Genomic DNA, 18,113 nt, shown 5'->3' with positions numbered 1-18,113 from the left:
GGGAATGGGTTTCTCGTCTTTTTCCGTCACGCCCGCGCGGCGTTCGTGTGCTTCGACCCGTGCGCCCCTGCGGCGGAGGGCCGGCGGCTGGGTCGCGGTTGCCGGCCTGTGCCTGGGGCTGGTGTCGCAGGGCAGCGCTCCGGCGATGGCCGATACGGCGTTCAACCGCTGGGTGGAGAATTTCTGGCCGCAGGCCCGGGCCGCCGGGATCGGCCGGACCACCTATCGGCGGGCTTTCGAAGGGGTGACGCCGGATCCGGATACGATCCGTCTGATGAACAAGCAGTCGGAATTCGTCAAACCGATCTGGGACTACCTTGACAGCGCGGTGTCGGAGACGCGGGTGGAGAAGGGGCGCGAGATGCTGCGCACCTATTCGCGCGAGCTCGACGAGATCGAGCGCCGCTACGGCGTCGACCGCGAGGCGGTGGTAGCGATCTGGGGCATGGAGACCAATTATGGCTCGTTCATGGGCAAGCATTACGTGGTGCGCGCCCTGGCAACGCTGGCCTATGCGGCGCCAAGGCGTCAGCGGTTCTGGAGCAAGGAGCTGATTACCGCCCTGAAGATCCTGGACGATGGCCATGTGGATCCCTCGCGCATGGAAGGGTCCTGGGCCGGTGCGATGGGGCATACCCAGTTCATGCCGTCGAGCTGGAAACAATATGCAGTCGATTACGACCGGGACGGGCGCAACGATATCTGGTCGAACATCCCCGATGCCCTAGCCTCGACGGCCAATTACCTGAAGCGGCACGGTTGGCGCAGCGGCTACACCTGGGGCTATGAGGTGGTGCTGCCGCGCGGCTTCGACTATGGCAATGTCGATGCGGAGAAGACGCTGGCGGCCTGGAGCCGGGCGGGCGTGCAGCGTCCGGGCGGGCGAGCATTCCCGCGACCCTCCGACGACGCGGTTCTGGTGTTGCCGGCAGGGGCCGGCGGACCGGCCTTCCTGATGCTGCGCAACTTCTATGTCATCAAGCGCTACAATAACGCGACCGCTTATGCGCTGGCCGTGGGCCACCTGGCGGACCGTATTCGCGGCGGCGATCCGTTCATCCAGACCTGGCCGCGCGATGCCCTGCCGCTGTCGCGGCCGCAGACCAAGGAGTTGCAGGCGCAGCTCAATCGGCGCGGGTTCAATGTAGGCAAGGCCGATGGCCGGGTCGGTCCGGCCACGCGGAAGGGAATTCGCGCCTTCCAGCGTTCGGCCGGGCTCGTTCCCGATGGCTATCCGTCCGTCCGTCTGCTGGAGCGGGTGCGCGCTGGCGGCTGAAGGCTTGGACGCCGGCGGGCGGCGGCTGTATGATCGGCGCATGTTGAAACCTCTTGTGCCCTCCTGCTTGCGGATCAGGAACGTCCCGGCCCGTCGGGCCGTGTCCGTGATGCGTCTGGTGACCATGATGCTGCTGGTGGTGCTTCTGGCCGCCGGCGGCATTGCGGGCAGCAACGGCGACGTGCTGGCCCAGAGCAAGGGGCCGGTGGTCGGCGGCAAGACGGTGCGCGGGTTTCATCCGCTCAAGCCGCTGTTTCGTCTCTTCGGGTTGGAGCGGGAGCGGCCACGCCGCCCCGTTCTTCGCGAACAGCCGCCGCAACAGCGGCTACGGCCCCGGCGGACGGAACCGGTGCGGCCAGTCATCGTCGAGGTGCCGAAGGAGCAGGATGCCCGCACGGTTCTGGTGATGGGCGATGCCTTGGCGGGGGAACTGGCCGAAGGGCTGGTGGCGACCTACGCGGAAACCCCGTCGGTGCGTGTCGACAAGCTGGTGATCAAGCGGGCGGGCCTTGCCGGGGAGGGGGCGGACGCGCTTGCCGACCGGCTGCGTGCCGTTGTTCAGGGCCGGGAGATCGCGGTGGTGGTCGTGCTGATCGGTTCGCTCGATCGCCGGGACATCGAGACCGCCAACGGGGTTGCCGCCTTTCGCACCGCCGCTTGGGACGCGCTTTACGCGCGGCGTGTCGACAAGCTGTTGCGCGCAGCGCGCGACCGGCGCACGCCGATGGTCTGGATCGGCCTGCCGCCGCCCAAGGGGCAGGCGAAACGGGCCGATTTTGGGCATATCAACGATGTGGCGAAAGCCAGCGTCGATGCCGCCAATGGCATCTATGCGGATATCTGGGACGTGTTTCTGGACGAAAACGGCGGCTTCACCTCCTTCGGTCCGGATGTGGCCGGCAAACGCCGTCGGCTCCGCTCCGCCGATGGGGTCGGCTTTACCTGGCCCGGCAAGCAGAAGGTGGCGTTCTTCGCGGAAAAGGAAATCGCCCGGATCCTCGGCTCGTCCGGAGCGTTCGCCTTCGACGGTGTGGAGGACGATCCGAACTTCATCGTTCTCACCGGGCGTACGACCGCTCCGGAAACCGACCTTGCCGGTGGGGATGAGGGCAACGCGCCGGTCGTCGACACGCCGCAATACCAACTGATCGTACAAGGGGTGCCGCTCTCAGGGCCTGCGGGGCGGGTCGATGATTTCCGGATGGTGCCATAGGCTACACGCTGCGGCACGCCATGCCGGTCCCGGCGGTCGGAGGGCTGTGAAAATTGACGTTAGGGCTTTCCCTAGCGAGAGTATTTCAGCTTTTTTCATTTTTTTCTTTCCATAGTCTCGGTGTGTCAAATCCGAGGTTGATTTCATGCAGACAATGCGCCGCGCGCCCTGGTCCCTGACGATCCTGGGACGTTTCCTGCTGATGGTCGGCACCGCCGCTCTCATCATGCTGTCGGGAACCGGCTATGCCCTTTATGTGTTCCGCCGATCGCTGAACGAAGCGCTGAGCGATCCGGCGCAGGCCGCCCATTTCCTCGGCCCCGAGGCGAGTGACAAGCTCGACACGCTCATTCTCGGGCAGATGGTGGAAATTGCGCTGGTCTGTATGCCGGTTGGCCTTGGCTTTCTTGCCATGGCTTTCGTGCTGGCTCTTGGGGTCAAGCGACCGCTCGGCGCCTTGCAGGACGGGTTGAAGTCCCTGTCCGAAGGAGATTTCAACGTGGAGATCGCCGGGGCGAAGCGCGGCGACGAGATCGGCGAGATCGCCCGCTCGGTGCTCGATGTCCGGGTGGCGCTCGCGGCAAAGGCCGAACATGATGCGCATCAGGCGATGGAGCAGCAGGACCGGATGGCCCGGGAGCGGGCGGAAACCCTGCGCCGGGTGGCCGATGACTTCGAACGCTCCGTGGTTGGAGTGGTCGGGCGCCTGGGCGAGGCCGCTGGACGGATCGGTGGGTTCTCCCAGGATCTGGATGGCGTCGTTGGCGAGGCGGTCCAGGCGGTTGGCGATGCGTCCGAATCCTCACAGCAGGCCAGCAGTTCGGTGGCCACCGCGGTCGAGGCGGCGGAAGAGATGTCGCAATCCATCCTGTCGATCGGCCGGGAAATGGAAGATGCGGCGCAGATGGCCCGCACGGCCGTCGAGGAAAGCCGCACGACCGATGCCATCGTCGGCCGGCTGGCCGACAGCGGCCGGGCGATTGGCGAGGTGGTCGAGCTGATCGCGCAGATCGCCGACCAGACCAACCTTCTGGCGCTCAATGCCACCATCGAGGCGGCCCGGGCGGGCGAGATGGGGCGGGGCTTCGCGGTCGTCGCCAATGAGGTCAAGGAGCTTGCCAGCCAGACGTCGAAGGCCACCGGGGACATCACCCGGCAGGTGGAGGCAGTGCAGCAGGTCTCCGAGCAGGCGGTCGGGGCCATCCGCTCAATCGCCGGAACCGTGGAGCGGATCAGCGCGATTTCCGAGACCATTCTCACCGCCGTGCAGAAACAGATGGCGGCCACCGGCGAGATTTCGCAAAGCGTCGATTTTGCGACCCAGAACACCAACAGTGTCGCCGCCAGCATGGACGCACTCGGCACGGCCAGCGCGGGCACCCGTTCCGCGACCGACCAGATTCGCAGCGCGACCAATGAGCTGGCGGACCTGTCATCGGCCCTGCACGATCAGGTCGGTGGTTTTCTCTCAAGCATTCGCGATAGCTGCGAGGAGCAGGCGGCAGCCTGACGCCGCTTCCCGCCTCGTTGGCTCTGCCAGGGCAAAAGACGCTCAGGAACGAAAACGGGCGCCGGCGATTGTCGCCGGCGCCCGTTTTCGTTTGTCTGGTCCTGACCGTCTGCAGCGCTGCGGGTCAGCGGGGCAGGTTGGACGAGCCCGTCAGGCTGATATCGATGGCGCGTGCCGCCTGACGGCCTTCGCGGATTGCCCAGACCACCAGAGACTGTCCCCGGCGCACGTCGCCGGCGGCAAACACGCCCTCGATGCTCGTCTGGTAGTCCTCGGTGTTGGCGCGCACATTGGTGCGGGCATCGCGGGCGAGGCTGTCGCCAAGCTCCTGCAGGTAGGTGCCTTCCAGCGGTCCGGCGAAGCCGATGGCGATCAGCACCAGTTCGGCGCGCAGGACGAATTCCGTTCCCGGAATCGGCACGCGCTTTTCGTCCACCCGGGCGCATTTGACGCCGGTCACATGGCCGTCCTCGCCGATGATGCCGAGGGTCGCGGCGGCAAACTCGCGCTCCGCGCCTTCCGCCTGGCTGGAGGAGGTGCGCATCTTGGTCGGCCAATAGGGCCAGACGTTGAGCTTGTCCTCGCGCTCCGGCGGACGCTGGCGGATGTCGAGCTGGGTTACCGACAGGGCGCCTTGCCGGAACGAGGTGCCGACGCAGTCGGACGCGGTATCGCCGCCGCCGATCACCACCACATGCTTGCCGCCGGCCCAGTAGGGGGCCTCGGCGGACACATCCTCGCCGCCGATCCGGCGGTTCTGCTGGATCAGGAACGGCATGGCGTACATGCAGCCGGCCAGGTCCATGCCTGGCAGTTCCGGATCGCGCGGCCGCTCGGCGCCGCAGGTGAGCAGCACCGCGTCGTGGCGTTCCTTGAGCTCGTCGACGGTGATCGAGACGCCCACATCCGCTCCGTAGTGGAACGAAACGCCCTCGGCCTCCATCTGCGCGACCCGGCGGTCGATGTAGTGCTTTTCCATCTTGAAATCGGGAATGCCGTAGCGCAGCAGGCCGCCGGCCTTGGGCTCGCGCTCATAGACATGCACCGTATGGCCGGCACGGGCGAGTTGCTGGGCGGCGGCCAGTCCGGCCGGACCCGCGCCGACGATGGCGACGGTCTTGCCAGTCTTGGTCAGCGCCGGTTCCGGCTTGATCCAGCCCTCGGCGAAGGCCTTGTCGGCAATCGCCTGTTCCACCGTCTTGATGGCGACCGGCACATCCTCAAGGTTGAGCGTGCAGGCCTCCTCGCACGGGGCGGGGCAGATGCGGCCGGTGAACTCGGGGAAGTTGTTGGTCGAATGCAGGTTGCGTGCGGCCTCTTCCCAGTCGCCGTTGTAGACCAGATCGTTCCAGTCGGGGATCTGGTTGTTGACCGGGCAGCCGACCGGTCCATGGCAATACGGAATGCCGCAATCCATGCAGCGGGCCGCCTGGCGCTCGACTTCCTTGTCCTCCAGCGGGAGCGTGAACTCCTTGAAGTGGCGAATCCGGTCGGAGGCCGGCTGGTACTTCTGTTCCTGCCGGTCGATTTCCAGGAATCCGGTGACTTTTCCCATTGCTCTCGTCCCCCTTACTCGGCCGCCACCAGACCGAGGCGCTTTTCTTCCATTTCCTTCAGCGCCCGGCGGTATTCCACCGGCATCACCTTGACGAATTTCGGCCGGAACGTATCCCAGTTGTCGAGGATCTCGCGGGCCCAGGCCGAATCCGTGTGCGCGGCATGGTTGGTGATGAGCTGGCGCAGGCGTTCGTCATCATGGCGGGTCATGTCGGCGGTCAGGTCGACGCGGCCCTTGTGCTCGATGTCGCCGCCGTGATGGTGGAGCTTCTCCAGAAGATCGTCCTCTTCCGGAACCGGTTCGATGTCGACCATGGCCAGATTGCAGCGGCTGCGGAACGAGCCGTCCTCATCGAGCACATAGGCGACACCGCCCGACATGCCGGCGGCGAAGTTGCGGCCGGTCCAGCCAAGCACGACGACAACGCCGCCGGTCATGTATTCGCAGCCATGGTCGCCGACGCCCTCGACCACCGCGATGGCGCCGGAGTTGCGCACCGCGAAGCGTTCGCCGGCGATACCGCGAATGTAGCATTCGCCCTCGGTGGCGCCGTAGAGCACGGTGTTGCCGGCGATGATCGAATGATCGGGATCGGCGGCACAGGCCGGGTCGGGCCGGATGATCAGCTGACCGCCGGCCAGACCCTTGCCGACATAGTCGTTGGCGTCGCCCTGGAGCGTCACGGTGATACCACGGGTCAGGAAGGCGCCGAAGGCCTGTCCGGCGGTGCCGGTCAGGTTGATGGCGATGGTGCCCGGCTTCAGGCCCTTGTGACCGTAGCGCTTGGCGACCTCGCCGGAGAGCATGGCGCCGGCCGAACGGTCGACGTTCATGATCGTCTCCTTGATGATCACCTTCTCCTTGCGCTCCAGCGCGGGCGCGGCGGCGGCAATCAGGCGACGGTCGAGAATGTCATCGATCGGATGCTGCTGAAGCTCGGTCCAGCGGCGCGCCTCCGGCGCCGCCTCGGGCATGTGGAAGATGCGGGAGAAGTCGAGCCCGCGCGCCTTCCAGTGGTCGATCATCTGGCCGCGGTCGAGCAGGTCGGTACGACCGACCAGATCGTCGAACCGGGCGATGCCCATGGCCGCCATCATCTCGCGCACTTCCTCGGCGACGAAGAAGAAGTAGTTGACCACATGCTCCGGCGCGCCCTTGAAGCGCTTGCGCAGCACCGGATCCTGGGTGGCGATGCCGACCGGACAGGTGTTGAGGTGGCACTTGCGCATCATGATACAGCCGGCGGCGATCAGCGGCGCGGTGGAGAAGCCGAACTCATCGGCGCCGAGCAGGGCGCCGACGATGACATCGCGGCCGGTCTTCAGACCGCCGTCGACCTGCAGGGCGACGCGCGAGCGCAGGCCGTTCAGCACCAGGGTCTGTTGGGTTTCGGCAAGGCCCATTTCCCAGGGGCTGCCGGCGTGCTTGATCGAGGTGAGCGGCGAAGCGCCTGTGCCGCCATCGTAGCCGGAGACGGTGATGTGATCGGCGCGGGCCTTGGCAACGCCGGCGGCAACCGTGCCGACACCGACCTCGGACACCAGCTTGACCGAGATGTCGGCCACCGGATTGACGTTCTTCAGATCGTAGATGAGCTGGGCCAGATCCTCGATCGAATAGATATCGTGGTGCGGCGGCGGGGAGATCAGGCCAACCCCTTGCGTCGAGTGACGCACCTTGGCGATGACCGCGTCGACCTTGTGGCCGGGCAGCTGGCCGCCCTCGCCGGGCTTGGCCCCTTGCGCGACCTTGATCTGGATCATGTCGGCATTGACCAGATACTCGGTGGTCACGCCGAAGCGGCCCGAGGCGACCTGCTTGATGGCCGAGCGCATCGGGTTGCCGGAACCGTCGGGCAGCGGCTTGTAGCGTTCCGGTTCCTCGCCGCCCTCGCCGGTGTTCGACTTGCCTCCGATCTGGTTCATGGCGATCGCGAGGGTGGAATGCGCCTCGCGGGAAATCGAGCCGAAGGACATGGCGCCGGTGGAGAAGCGCTTGACGATCTCCACCGCGCTTTCGACCTCCTCCAGCGGGATCGGCGTCAGGCCGGCTTCCTCGGCGGATTTGATGCGGAACTGGCCGCGAATGGTGAAGCGGCCGTTGACCTCATTGGTCTCGCGGGCGAACTCACGGTACTTGTCCGGCAGGTTGCCGCGCACCGCGTGTTGCAGCGAGGCGACATTGTCCGGGGTCCACAGGTGGCTTTCGCCGCGAACCCGGTAGTTGTACTCGCCGCCAACCTCCAGGGACCGGCGCAGCACCGGCACATCGGCGAAGGCGGTGCCATGACGGCTGGTGGTCTCGTTGGCGACCTCGGCGAGGCCAATGCCCTCGATGGTCGTCGCCGTGCCGAAGAAATACTCGTTGACGAAGTCGCTCGACAGGCCGACCGCGTCGAAGATCTGCGCGCCGCAGTAGGACTGGTAGGTCGAGATGCCCATCTTGGACATGACCTTGAGAATGCCCTTGTCGATCGACTTGATGTAGCGATGCACCACCTCGTCCGCATCGACCTCCTCGGGGAAGTCGAGATCGGCATGCAGCGCCAGCAGGGTTTCGAAGGCGAGATACGGGTTGATCGCCTCCGCGCCATAGCCGGCCAGCACGCAGAAATGATGCACCTCGCGCGCCTCGCCGGTCTCCACCACCAGGCCGACCGAGGTGCGAAGGCCCTTGCGGATCAGGTGACGGTGGACGGCGGCGGTGGCCAGCAGGGCCGGGATCGGAATCCGGCCGCGGCTGACCAGCCGGTCGGACAGGATGATGATGTTGTAGCCGTTGGTGACCGCCCGTTCCGCGCTGGCGCACAGGTTGTCGAGCGCCTCGCGCATCCCGTCCGCGCCATGCACCGCATCATAGGTGATGTCCAGCGTCTTGGCCGAGAACTGGTTGTCGGCGATGTCGCCGATGGCGCGGATCTTCTCCAGATCGTCGTTGGTCAGGATCGGCTGGCGCACCTCCAGCCGGCGCGAGGTGGACAGTCCCTTGAGATCGAAGAGGTTCGGCCGCGGTCCGATGAAGGACACCAGGCTCATCACCAGTTCCTCGCGGATCGGGTCGATCGGCGGGTTGGTGACCTGGGCGAAGTTCTGCTTGAAGTAGGTGTAGAGCAGCTTCGGCTTGTCGGAGAGCGCGGAGATGGGCGTATCGGTGCCCATCGAGCCGATGGCTTCCTGGCCGATGGTTGCCATCGGCTGCATCAGCAGCTTGATGTCCTCCTGGGTGTAGCCGAAGGCCTGCTGGCGGTCGAGCAGGGTTTCGGCGGCCACCGGCGCACGTCCGCGCACCTGCGGCATCTCTTCCAGAACGATCTGCGAGCGGTGCAGCCAGTCCTTGTAGGGATTGGCGGTGGACAGCATCCGCTTGATCTCCTCGTCGGAGATGATGCAGCCCTTTTCCAGGTCGATCAGCAGCATCTTGCCCGGCTGCAGACGCCATTTGCGGACGATCTTTTCCTCCGGCACCGGCAGGACGCCGACCTCGGAGGCCATGATCACCATGTCGTCGTCGGTGACGATGTAGCGGGCCGGGCGCAGGCCGTTGCGGTCGAGCGTCGCGCCGATCTGCCGGCCATCGGTGAAGGCGACAGCCGCCGGTCCGTCCCACGGCTCCATCAGGGCCGCATGGTATTCGTAGAAGGCGCGCAGGTTCTCATCCATCAGCGGATTGCCGGCCCAGGCTTCCGGGATCAGCATCATCGCCGCATGGGCGAGCGAGTAGCCGCCCTCGACCAGGAATTCGAGCGCGTTGTCGAAACAGGCGGTGTCCGACTGGCCCTCGTAGGAGATCGGCCAGAGCTTGGAAATATCGTCGCCGAACAGCGGCGAGGAGACCGACGCCTGGCGGGCGGCCATCCAGTTGACGTTGCCGCGCAGGGTGTTGATCTCGCCGTTATGGGCGACCATCCGGTAGGGATGTGCCAGATCCCAGGACGGGAAGGTGTTGGTGGAGAACCGCTGGTGTACCAGCGCCAGCGCCGAGGCGAAGCGTTCGTCCTTCAGGTCGGCGTAATAGGCGCCGAGCTGGTTGGCGAGGAACATGCCCTTGTAAACCAGCGTCCGGCTCGACAGGGAGACGATGTAAAAGCCGTTGTCGACCGCGTTGGTCTCGGCGCGCACGGTGTTGGAGATCACCTTGCGCAGCACGAACAGGCGACGCTCGAACTCGTCCTGGGTTTCGCAGCCGCGGCAGCCGATGAACACCTGGCGGGAGTAGGGCTCGGTGGCGACGATGTCCGGCGCCTTGGACAGGGAGGAGTTGTCGACCGGCACATCGCGCCAGCCGAGACAGTCCTGACCCTCGGCGGCGATCACTCGCTCGATGATCTCCTCGCAGGTGGCGCGCAAGGCCGGATCCTGCGGCAGGAACAGGAAGCCGACACCGTAGCCTCCGGCTTCGGGAAGCTCGAACCCAAGCCCCTTCGCTTCCTCGGCGAAGAAGGCGTGCGGGATCTGCACCAGCATGCCGGCACCGTCGCCCATCAGCGGATCGGCGCCGACCGCGCCCCGGTGGGTGAGGTTCTCCAGGATCTGCAGACCGTCGGCGACGATCTGATGCGATGCCTTGCCTTTCAGATGGGCAATGAAGCCGACGCCGCAGGCGTCATGCTCGCGGCCTGGCTGGTATAGGCCTTCCGCAGCGGCGCGTGCCCGGCCGGCCGACGTGGCTGTTGTCGTGGTCGGTTTCGAGGTGCGGGCAGTGGCCGCAATCTGTGGGGCCACGAGGCCGTGGGCCCCGGTCATCGCATCGGTCTTGGTCATGTCTGCCCTCTTTCTCACCCCTGGCGTCCGGCGGGTCCTCTCCCGTTCGGGTCGGGCCTTTTCTCGAAAGGCGCGGCTCGTCCGGCGAACGGGCCGCGGCCCTGACGCTGACATATATGGTGCGGTCCTGCTCAGCCGGTCCGCCTGCTCGCGGCGGGATGTGTCCCGCCGAAGGCTCGTCCTGTTGCTCTCGTCCTGAGAGCGGCCGATCCTGATATCCGCCGCGCCGCCGTTGCTCCCGTCGGCGGTTCCCTGCCGCGATCCTGGATCGGCCAGGAGCGGCTGAAGCTTGTCGCTTCAATGCGCCGGAGGTTGGTTCTCTGCGCCCGGGTGAGCGCAAGATACTCCGGTGCGGCGTCGATGTGGAATCATCATTAAATGACTCCCGGCCAGATAGGGCAGTATTCCTGTCCTAATTTGGCGGGCGAACCATGCCAGATTTCCAGGCGGGGGGCAAGAGCGTTTCCGCGTCCCGTTGCACTATTTCTTGCGTGCAACGACGGTGGATTGTCACAATCGGACACTTCGGAGGGGGCTTTTGCAACATTCTGTCCGGGGGCTTGCCAAGGTCGGAAACGCTGGCGTAGACGGAGACATGGAGTTCTCAAGCGATAACTGGGCGGGAGCCTCGCAGCCGGTGATGGATGCGCTTTCCCGACACAATGAGGGAATGGCACCCGCCTATGGCGCGGATGCGGTGACCGAGGCGGTAACGGCGCGGTTTCGCGAGGTCTTCGAGATCGATGTGGAGGTGCTGTTCACGGCAACGGGCACGGCGGCCAATGCGCTGGCCATGGCCGCCTGCAGCCGGCCCGGAGGGCTGGTGTTCTGCAGTGATGTGGCGCATCTTCATTGCGACGAATGGGGCGCGGCGGAGTTCTACAGCCATGGCATGAAGCTGATGCCGGTGGCCGCGCGGCAGGGCAAGATCACGGCGCAGGACCTCGGCGCGAAGCTGGCGGCGTGTCCGGAAGGCAGCCGGCTCGGGCGCACGGTGGCGCTCAGCCTGACCCAGGCCAGCGAATGCGGCACGGTGTACCGACCCGAGGACATCGCCGCCTTGACCGCCACCGCCCGGCAGCGGGACATGCTGTGCCATATGGATGGGGCGCGTTTTGCCAATGCGCTGGTCCATCTGGGGGTGACGCCGGCGGAAATGACCTGGAAGGCCGGCATCGACGTCTTGTCCTTCGGCGGGACCAAGAACGGTTGCTGGTGCGCCGAAGCGCTGGTCGTGTTCCGGCCGGAAAAGCTCCGGGATCTGGTGGAGCACCGGGCGCGCGCCGGCCATGTCTTTTCCAAGTCGCGGTTCGTGGCCGCGCAATTCGATGGCTATCTGGCCGACGGTCACTGGCTCGATCTTGCCCGCCATGCCAACGGGGCTGCGGCGCGTCTTGCCAAGGGGATCGCCGCCAGTGGTTCCGCCCGTCTGGCCTGGGAGCCGGAGGCGAATGAGGTGTTCGCCATTCTCTCCAAGGAGCAGATCGCGCGCCTGCAGGCGGCGGGCGGCCGGTTCTATGAATGGTCGAAGGACGGCTGCGGGCCGGACGAGGCCATGGTGCGGCTGGTGACCTGCTTCCGCACTGGCGATGCAGAGGTGGACAGCTTCCTGTCCCATCTGTGAGCCTATCGGGCCGGTCCCTGCGGTCCGGCCCGCAGGCGTGACCCGACAGACTGGAATGTTTTTTCGTTGCGGTGATAGCGGTCTTGCCCGTGCCATCCGGGATGGTGCGCGGGCGCGTTCGCTGTTGGCGGGTCTGCCGGAAAAGGAAAACCGGCCGGGAGAACCCGGCCGGCTTCATCATGCCTGGATGAGAGATAGCGCTGAGGCGCCTTGCGGTCAGTTGACCGAGCTTTCGATCTGCGGCGCGCTGTCCGCGCCGGTACGGATGTCGATCTTGCGCGGCTTCATCGCTTCGGGGATTTCGCGGGCAAGGTCGATGTGCAGCAGGCCGTTTTCCATGCTGGCACCGCGAACCTCGACGAAGTCGGCCAACTGGAAGCGGCGCTCGAAGGCACGTGCGGCGATGCCGCGATACAGCACCTCGCCGGTCTCGGTATCGGCGGCGCGCTCACCCTTGACGGTCAGCACATGTTCCTTCGCCTCGATCGACAGATCGGCCTCGCCGAAGCCGGCGACCGCCATGGTGATGCGGTAGGTGTTTTCCCCGGTCCGCTCGATGTTGTACGGCGGATAGCTCGGGGCGTCCTGGGTATTGGCATCCAGCAACGAGAACAGCCGGTCGAAGCCGACGGTGGAACGGTAAAGCGGGGTGAAATCAAGATGACGCATGACATTGTCCTCTTTCAGTGAGCGACGGTTGATGCTCTCGTTCCCGCGTGTCCTCCGGTCTGGCAGAACGTGCGGAAAACGTCTCCACGGACCCGATAGTGGCGCCCGTGACCAAGAGATGGGGAGCGATGAAAACGGAATCAAGAGGGGGAGGTGAAGGCTGCTTTTCGGGGCGCTGGCAGGTGCGGCGAAACATGAACGCCCGCTGAACGGTGCCTTCCGATCCGGTTCACGCCGTGGCTGGCAATCTGGCCTCAGTCGATCGGGCGACAGCGCCCCAACACGGGAGACCGGATCATGATGAAAGCACTTCTCACCGCCGCGACCTTCAGCCTGCTGGTCGCCGCCCCTTCCGCTCAGGCACTCGATATTCGCGCCAAGGCACCGGCGCCTGTTGCCGCCGAGGCCACGGTGCAACTGGCCGGGTGGCGTGGACGCGGGTGGCACCGCGGCTATCGTCTGGAACGGCTCCGCCCGCGCCAGATCGCCCGTCGTCTCAACCGCAAGGGGTACTATGGTATTCGCCGCATCCGTCCGCGCGGCGATGTCTATGTGGTGCGGGCCCGGGGCTGGCGCGGAAAGCCGGTGCGGCTGGTGGTCGATGCCTATTCCGGGCGGGTGCTGGATCGGAGCCGGGCGCGCCGCCGCTGGTGATCGCCACCGGTGAGCGCCACCGGGTGGACGGATTGGCCGGGCGCGCTGCGTCCGGTCCCGGCACCGATCCCCGGGGGCGTCCGGCCTGCCGCGCACTTGAGCGCTGCCGGTGCGTCCTGTATGAGGGAAGGCAGGCCGGTTTCGCACGGCATTTGCAACGGACCGGTGCCGCTTTTCCATGAAGCTCGTCGACCTTCCGGACAATCCAATCCCTGAAGGGGGCCAGTGCGGCGCTTGCGAGACAAGCGACGGTCTGCTCCTGCGCCATGCGCGCTGGATGCCCACGAACGGTCCGCTGAGGGGCACTGTGACCCTGCTGCAGGGGCGGGCCGAATTCATCGAAAAATACTTTGAGACGGTGCGGGATCTCCGCGCGCGCGGTTTCGCCGTGGTTGCCTTCGACTGGCGTGGCCAGGGCGGTTCGGCGCGGGTCTTGCGCAATCCCCGGCGCGGCCACGTGGATGACTTCTCCGACTTCCTGCTCGATCTGGATGCGGTGCTGACCAAGGTCACGCTCGCCTCGATGCCCGGGCCGCATTATGCGCTGGCCCACTCCACCGGCGGGGCGGTGCTTCTTTACGGCGCGCGGCGGCTGCGCACCCGGTTCGAGCGGGCGGTGCTCAGCGCGCCGCTGATCGGGCTCGGCAAGGTCGGGCTGCCACAGGGGCTTGCCTGTCCGCTGGCGGCCTTCCTGTCGTCGGTCGGCTTTGGTGCGGCCTATGTTCCAGGCGGCGGGCCGAAGCTGAACATGCGGTTCGAGACCAATCCGCTGACATCCGACCGGCGGCGGTTCGAGCGCAACGAAGCTGTGCTCGCTGCGGCGCCGGATCTGGAAATCGGAGCGCCGACCATCGACTGGCTGGCAGCCGCCTGCCGCGCCATGAAGCGGTTTTTTGCGCCCGGCTTTGCGCCGGGCATGGCCCTGCCGGTGCTGATCGTCTCCGCCGGACAGGATCGTATCGTGTCGACCCCCGCGGCCGAGCGGTTCGCCCGGCAGGCGCGTTCGGTGCAGTATCTTGAGGTCCCGGGCGCCCGGCACGAGCTCCTGATGGAAGCCGATCTGTATCGCGACCAGTTTCTCGCGGCCTTCTCGGCCTTCGTTGACGACGAGGTGTGAGCGGAACCGGTCAGGCAGCGACCCGCGCCAGCAGCCCGAGAACCTCGTCGTGCAGCCGCTTGTCGCCGCTGGCGACGATCTGTCCGCCATCCGCAGGCGATCCGCCAGTCCAGGTGGTGACGACGCCGCCGGCGCCTTCGACGATCGGCGCAAGGGCAACGATGTCATAGGCTTGCAGGCCGGTTTCGATCACCAGATCGACCTGACCGGCAGCCACCATGCCATAGCCGTAGCAATCGGTGCCAAAACGGGTGGTGCGTACCCGGTCCTCGATTGCATTGACGACGCTCGCCTCGCTGTCGCTGAACAGGCCCGGATGGGTGGTGCACATGATGGCGTCGTCCAGCCGGGCGCAGGGCCGGCATTTCAGCGGATGGCGCTCGCCATGGGAGACGCGCCAGGCGGTGGTGCCGTCGCCGTAGAAGCGTTCGCGCACGAACGGCTGGTCCATCACGCCAAAGCTCGGCCGCCCGCCCTGCTTCAGGCCGATCAGGGTGCCCCAGGTCGGCAGGCCGCAGATGAAGGCACGGGTGCCGTCGATGGGGTCGAGCACCCAGACCTGATCGGCACCGAGACGGACATTGCCATGCTCTTCGCCAAGAATGCCGTGATCGGGAAAACGCTCCTCGATCAGTGCGCGAATGGCGCTTTCGCCGGCCCGGTCGGCGACGGTCACCGGATCAAAGCCCTGCGACAGCTTGTTTTCGACGGCAAGCTCGGCACGGAAATGGGGGAGAATGGCCCGGGCGGAGGCCTCGCACAGGCGATCCGCGAAGCTGGCCAGCTCTTCGGTGCTCGACATTGGACAATCTACTCCCGGTTCGGGGTCGCCGGCCCGGTAGGGGCCGGTGGAAGCGGTTCGGACCTGCTGTTTAGGGGGTTGGCGGGCGCCTGTCACGCGGCCGATGTGCCTTTCCCGCATGCATCCTGGTCTTGCTGCGCCGCAATGTGGTGCAGAAGCACATGTGAAGGTGCCGTCAAAAGAGGCATATCGTTGACAGTATTGATGAAATTTGCGGCGATGGCGCGATTCTTTCTTGGTTTCGGTCGTTGGGTCTTGACTTTTGTGCGCTGCACGAGAAATATATTGCAGTGCGATATGGCGATGCCAGATCGCGCCGCCCTTCTTGGGCGTTTCCTCCCTAGACTCGGGCCGCCTCGCAAGAGCGCGGCCCTTTTTTCTTGGCGTCGCCACGATTTCTGAGGAGGGGGAGGGCGAAGGCGCCTGTCGGGCTATTCGGCCGCAAGCGCTTCGGCGGCGAGGGCGCCGTCGGAAATGGCGACAAGCTCGCTGGCGAACTGCCCGAGATTGCTGGCCAGTTCGGCAAAGCCCGCGTTGCGCTCCGTTCTGGTCTCATCCATGTAGAGCGCCCGGTTGATCTCGATCTGCAGGGCGTGCAGCCCCTTGGCTGGCCGGCCGTAATGCTCGGTGATGAAGCCGCCGGCATAGGGCTTGTTGCGGCTGACGCTGTAGCCCATGTCGCGCAGGATCCGGGTTGCCGCCTCGATCAGCAAGGGCGCGCAGCTGGTGCCATACCGATCCCCGAGGATGAAGTCGGGACGTGCGCCGCCGTCGGAACTGCGCACCGCCGAGGGCATGGAGTGGCAGTCGACCAGAATGGCGTAGCCGAAATCCACATGGGTCTGGGCCAGGATCCGCCGCAAGGTGCGATGGTAGGGCTTGTAGAGCGTTTCGATACGCAGGAGCGCTTCCTGCACGGTGAGGCGTTCGCGGTAGATTTCCTGCGCCTCGCCAACGACCCGGGCAATGGTGCCGAGACCGCCGGCGACACGGATCGAGCGGCAGTTGGCGTAGGACGGCAGCCGATCCTCGTACATCTTGGGGTCAAGCTCGTAGGGCTCCCGGTTGACGTCGAGATAGGCGCGAGGGAAGCGGGCGCGCAGGAGCGGTGCGCCCAATGAGAGAACCGGTTCAAACAATTCATCGACAAACGCATCCTCCGACCGGCGAATGGCGCGGGTGTCGAGGCGCGAGGCGCGCAGGAAGGCGTCCGGGTAGTCGCGGCCCGAATGAGGGGAGTTGAAGACAAAGGGAACGCACTGTTGGGCAGGCCTGAGCAGGTCGAAGGCATCGGTATTGCTGAAACCCGTGACCACCTGCATGCGCGTATTCCTCGTTCTCTTCGAAGCCTGCGCTTCTCGTATGGTTATATTTGCGCCCGAATCGCGGTTAGGGTCCAGACCCATAAATGAGGCTGACATGGCATGGGAAATGGCAAAGCCTCGCGAGGAAGGGCGTGCGGAGCGGGCTTGTTGCCCGGTCAAACGCACTGACGATGCAGGGTGAAGCCATCTCCATGTCCTGAAGGATTTGACCGGATTGCGCCTGCTCATGCGTCGCGAAAGGCTTGAAAATGAACAGCATTTCCGGTGCTTCCGCTCCTTGATCAGAAGCAATCCGCCTCAAACCATTTCGAGCTCATTTATGAGTCTGGGCCCTAATGTCCACAAAGACGCCCGGTGGCCGGGGACGAATGGCGGCGATCGGGGTGCCTTTCACTGGATATTTACCGGCGCGCGACCTTATAACGGGGACGCAATGTGCCAAAACGGGACGGGCGGTGAGGCGGCGGCGGTCCGCCAGCCGGCTCCGCTCCGGGCGCCGACAGCGAGACGGACAAGACGGATGACACGGATCCTACTGGCGGAAGATGACAATGACATGCGGCGCTTTCTGGCGAAGGCGCTACAGAAGGCGGGATACGATGTCGTTTCCTTCGACAACGGCAAGAGCGCCTATGAGCGGCTGCGCGAGGAGCCGTTCTCACTGCTCCTGACGGATATCGTCATGCCGGAAATGGATGGAATCGAACTGGCCCGCCGGGCAACGCAGCTCGATCCGGACCTGAAGGTGATGTTCATCACCGGATTCGCCGCGGTTGCGCTCAATCCGGATTCGCAGGCGCCGAAGGATGCCAAGGTCCTGTCCAAGCCCTTCCACCTGAAGGATCTGGTGCACGAGGTGGAGCGGATGCTCGCCGCCTGAAACGCACCCGCCGGATCGCCCCTGATCCGGCAATATGTTTTCCACTGTTTGCGCGGGCTGTGAAGAAGTTTTGCAAGGGGGCTTGCACGGTCAATCGAAGCCCGCTATATCGCTTGCCACTGCGGTGCTTCTGGCGGCGCGGTAACCGGACTTCACGGCGCTGATCGCGTCGCTACCAGTGAAATTCGGGCGTGTAGCTCAGCGGGAGAGCACTACGTTGACATCGTAGGGGTCACAGGTTCAATCCCTGTCACGCCCACCATCTTTCGCCAGATCTGCTCTTCGGGGCAGGGCGGCAGACCGCAGGACCAACCCCGTCATCCAAGGATGGCGACGCAGCGCAAGCGCGAGGATGTTGGGCCAGCGGATCGGGAGCAGCCATACGCTTTTGTCAGGCGTGGCCGGCGGCTTCGGATAATCGGATCGGATCGACGTTTCTGCATGGGACCCTTCTAAGGTTCCAGGCAGGTTGGTCTGGGCGCCTCTGGCGCCCGTTTGTTTTTTCCAGGATGCCGCCGTCGTCGTGGCTCCGGTGTCGGAGACGAAAGACATGAAGATCAAGAATTCGCTCAAGGCGCTGATGGGCCGTCATCGTGACAACCGCATGGTTCGTCGCAAGGGCCGTGTCTACATCATCAACAAGAAGGCTCCGCGGTTCAAAGCCCGTCAGGGCTGAGCTTCCCGGATCTTCTTCCGCGCCATTGCTATTGACGACCGTGTACGGC

The 18,113-nt window shown here is 65.4% G+C and carries 13 protein-coding genes and 1 tRNA gene; 9 read left to right on the top strand and 5 right to left on the bottom strand.

What is annotated here, in order from left to right:
• The first annotated feature begins 4 nt into the window (after positions 1-4).
• The 3 genes from IEV83_RS17810 (at position 5) to IEV83_RS17800 (ending at position 3,999) form a co-directional block, all read left to right on the top strand.
• On the top strand, positions 5-1,276 hold the full coding sequence (locus IEV83_RS17810) for a lytic murein transglycosylase (protein WP_181760550.1): 1,272 nt from the start codon (positions 5-7) through the stop codon (positions 1,274-1,276).
• Positions 1,277-1,385: 109 nt separating this feature from the next.
• Positions 1,386-2,489, top strand: coding sequence for an SGNH/GDSL hydrolase family protein (locus tag IEV83_RS17805; protein ID WP_443096378.1), 1,104 nt, complete (start codon positions 1,386-1,388; stop codon positions 2,487-2,489).
• Between the two features lie 145 nt (positions 2,490-2,634).
• Positions 2,635-3,999 carry a methyl-accepting chemotaxis protein gene (locus IEV83_RS17800; protein WP_209003231.1) on the top strand — a complete coding sequence of 455 codons (1,365 nt, stop codon included), beginning with the start codon at positions 2,635-2,637 and terminating at the stop codon, positions 3,997-3,999.
• 124 nt (positions 4,000-4,123) lie between these two features.
• Here the strand turns inward: IEV83_RS17800 and IEV83_RS17795 are convergent, their stop codons facing one another.
• Entirely contained in the window at positions 4,124-5,554 is a 1,431-nt protein-coding gene (locus tag IEV83_RS17795) for a glutamate synthase subunit beta (protein WP_181760548.1), read from the bottom strand.
• Positions 5,555-5,568: 14 nt separating this feature from the next.
• Complete coding sequence (gltB, locus tag IEV83_RS17790; protein ID WP_181760547.1) at positions 5,569-10,317, bottom strand: glutamate synthase large subunit; 4,749 nt, start codon at positions 10,315-10,317, stop codon at positions 5,569-5,571.
• A gap of 595 nt (positions 10,318-10,912) precedes the next feature.
• On the opposite strand from gltB, the gene IEV83_RS17785 reads away from it, so the two are divergent.
• Positions 10,913-11,941, top strand: coding sequence for a threonine aldolase family protein (locus tag IEV83_RS17785; protein WP_181760546.1), 1,029 nt, complete (start codon positions 10,913-10,915; stop codon positions 11,939-11,941).
• 216 nt (positions 11,942-12,157) lie between these two features.
• Here IEV83_RS17785 and IEV83_RS17780 read toward each other — a convergent pair whose 3' ends face one another.
• On the bottom strand, positions 12,158-12,610 hold the full coding sequence (locus tag IEV83_RS17780) for an Hsp20 family protein (RefSeq protein ID WP_181760545.1): 453 nt from the start codon (positions 12,608-12,610) through the stop codon (positions 12,158-12,160).
• A gap of 297 nt (positions 12,611-12,907) precedes the next feature.
• Between IEV83_RS17780 and IEV83_RS17775 the strand changes: the two genes are divergently transcribed.
• A complete protein-coding gene (locus IEV83_RS17775; protein ID WP_181760544.1) occupies positions 12,908-13,264 on the top strand; it encodes a hypothetical protein in 357 nt (118 codons plus the stop codon).
• Positions 13,265-13,571: 307 nt separating this feature from the next.
• Positions 13,572-14,381: an alpha/beta fold hydrolase gene (locus IEV83_RS17770; protein ID WP_308683744.1), complete on the top strand. Its 810-nt coding sequence runs from the start codon at positions 13,572-13,574 to the stop codon at positions 14,379-14,381.
• Between the two features lie 10 nt (positions 14,382-14,391).
• Here IEV83_RS17770 and hisN read toward each other — a convergent pair whose 3' ends face one another.
• Positions 14,392-15,183, bottom strand: coding sequence for a histidinol-phosphatase (gene hisN, locus IEV83_RS17765; protein WP_181760542.1), 792 nt, complete (start codon positions 15,181-15,183; stop codon positions 14,392-14,394).
• Positions 15,184-15,614: 431 nt separating this feature from the next.
• Complete coding sequence (locus tag IEV83_RS17760) at positions 15,615-16,505, bottom strand: N-formylglutamate amidohydrolase (protein ID WP_181760541.1); 891 nt, start codon at positions 16,503-16,505, stop codon at positions 15,615-15,617.
• A 523-nt stretch (positions 16,506-17,028) separates the two neighbouring features.
• On the opposite strand from IEV83_RS17760, the gene cpdR reads away from it, so the two are divergent.
• The 3 genes from cpdR to ykgO all read left to right on the top strand — a co-directional run bounded on the left by cpdR (position 17,029) and on the right by ykgO (position 18,064).
• Complete coding sequence (cpdR, locus tag IEV83_RS17755; RefSeq protein WP_181760540.1) at positions 17,029-17,388, top strand: cell cycle two-component system response regulator CpdR; 360 nt, start codon at positions 17,029-17,031, stop codon at positions 17,386-17,388.
• A 187-nt stretch (positions 17,389-17,575) separates the two neighbouring features.
• A tRNA-Val gene (locus tag IEV83_RS17750) sits at positions 17,576-17,650 on the top strand.
• A gap of 288 nt (positions 17,651-17,938) precedes the next feature.
• On the top strand, positions 17,939-18,064 hold the full coding sequence (gene ykgO / locus IEV83_RS17745) for a type B 50S ribosomal protein L36 (RefSeq protein ID WP_029059454.1): 126 nt from the start codon (positions 17,939-17,941) through the stop codon (positions 18,062-18,064).
• The last annotated feature ends 49 nt before the right edge of the window (positions 18,065-18,113 follow it).

Source organism: Stappia taiwanensis (assembly GCF_014635285.1).
Lineage (GTDB): Bacteria > Pseudomonadota > Alphaproteobacteria > Rhizobiales > Stappiaceae > Stappia > Stappia taiwanensis.
This window is presented reverse-complemented; position numbering and strand designations above follow the sequence as displayed.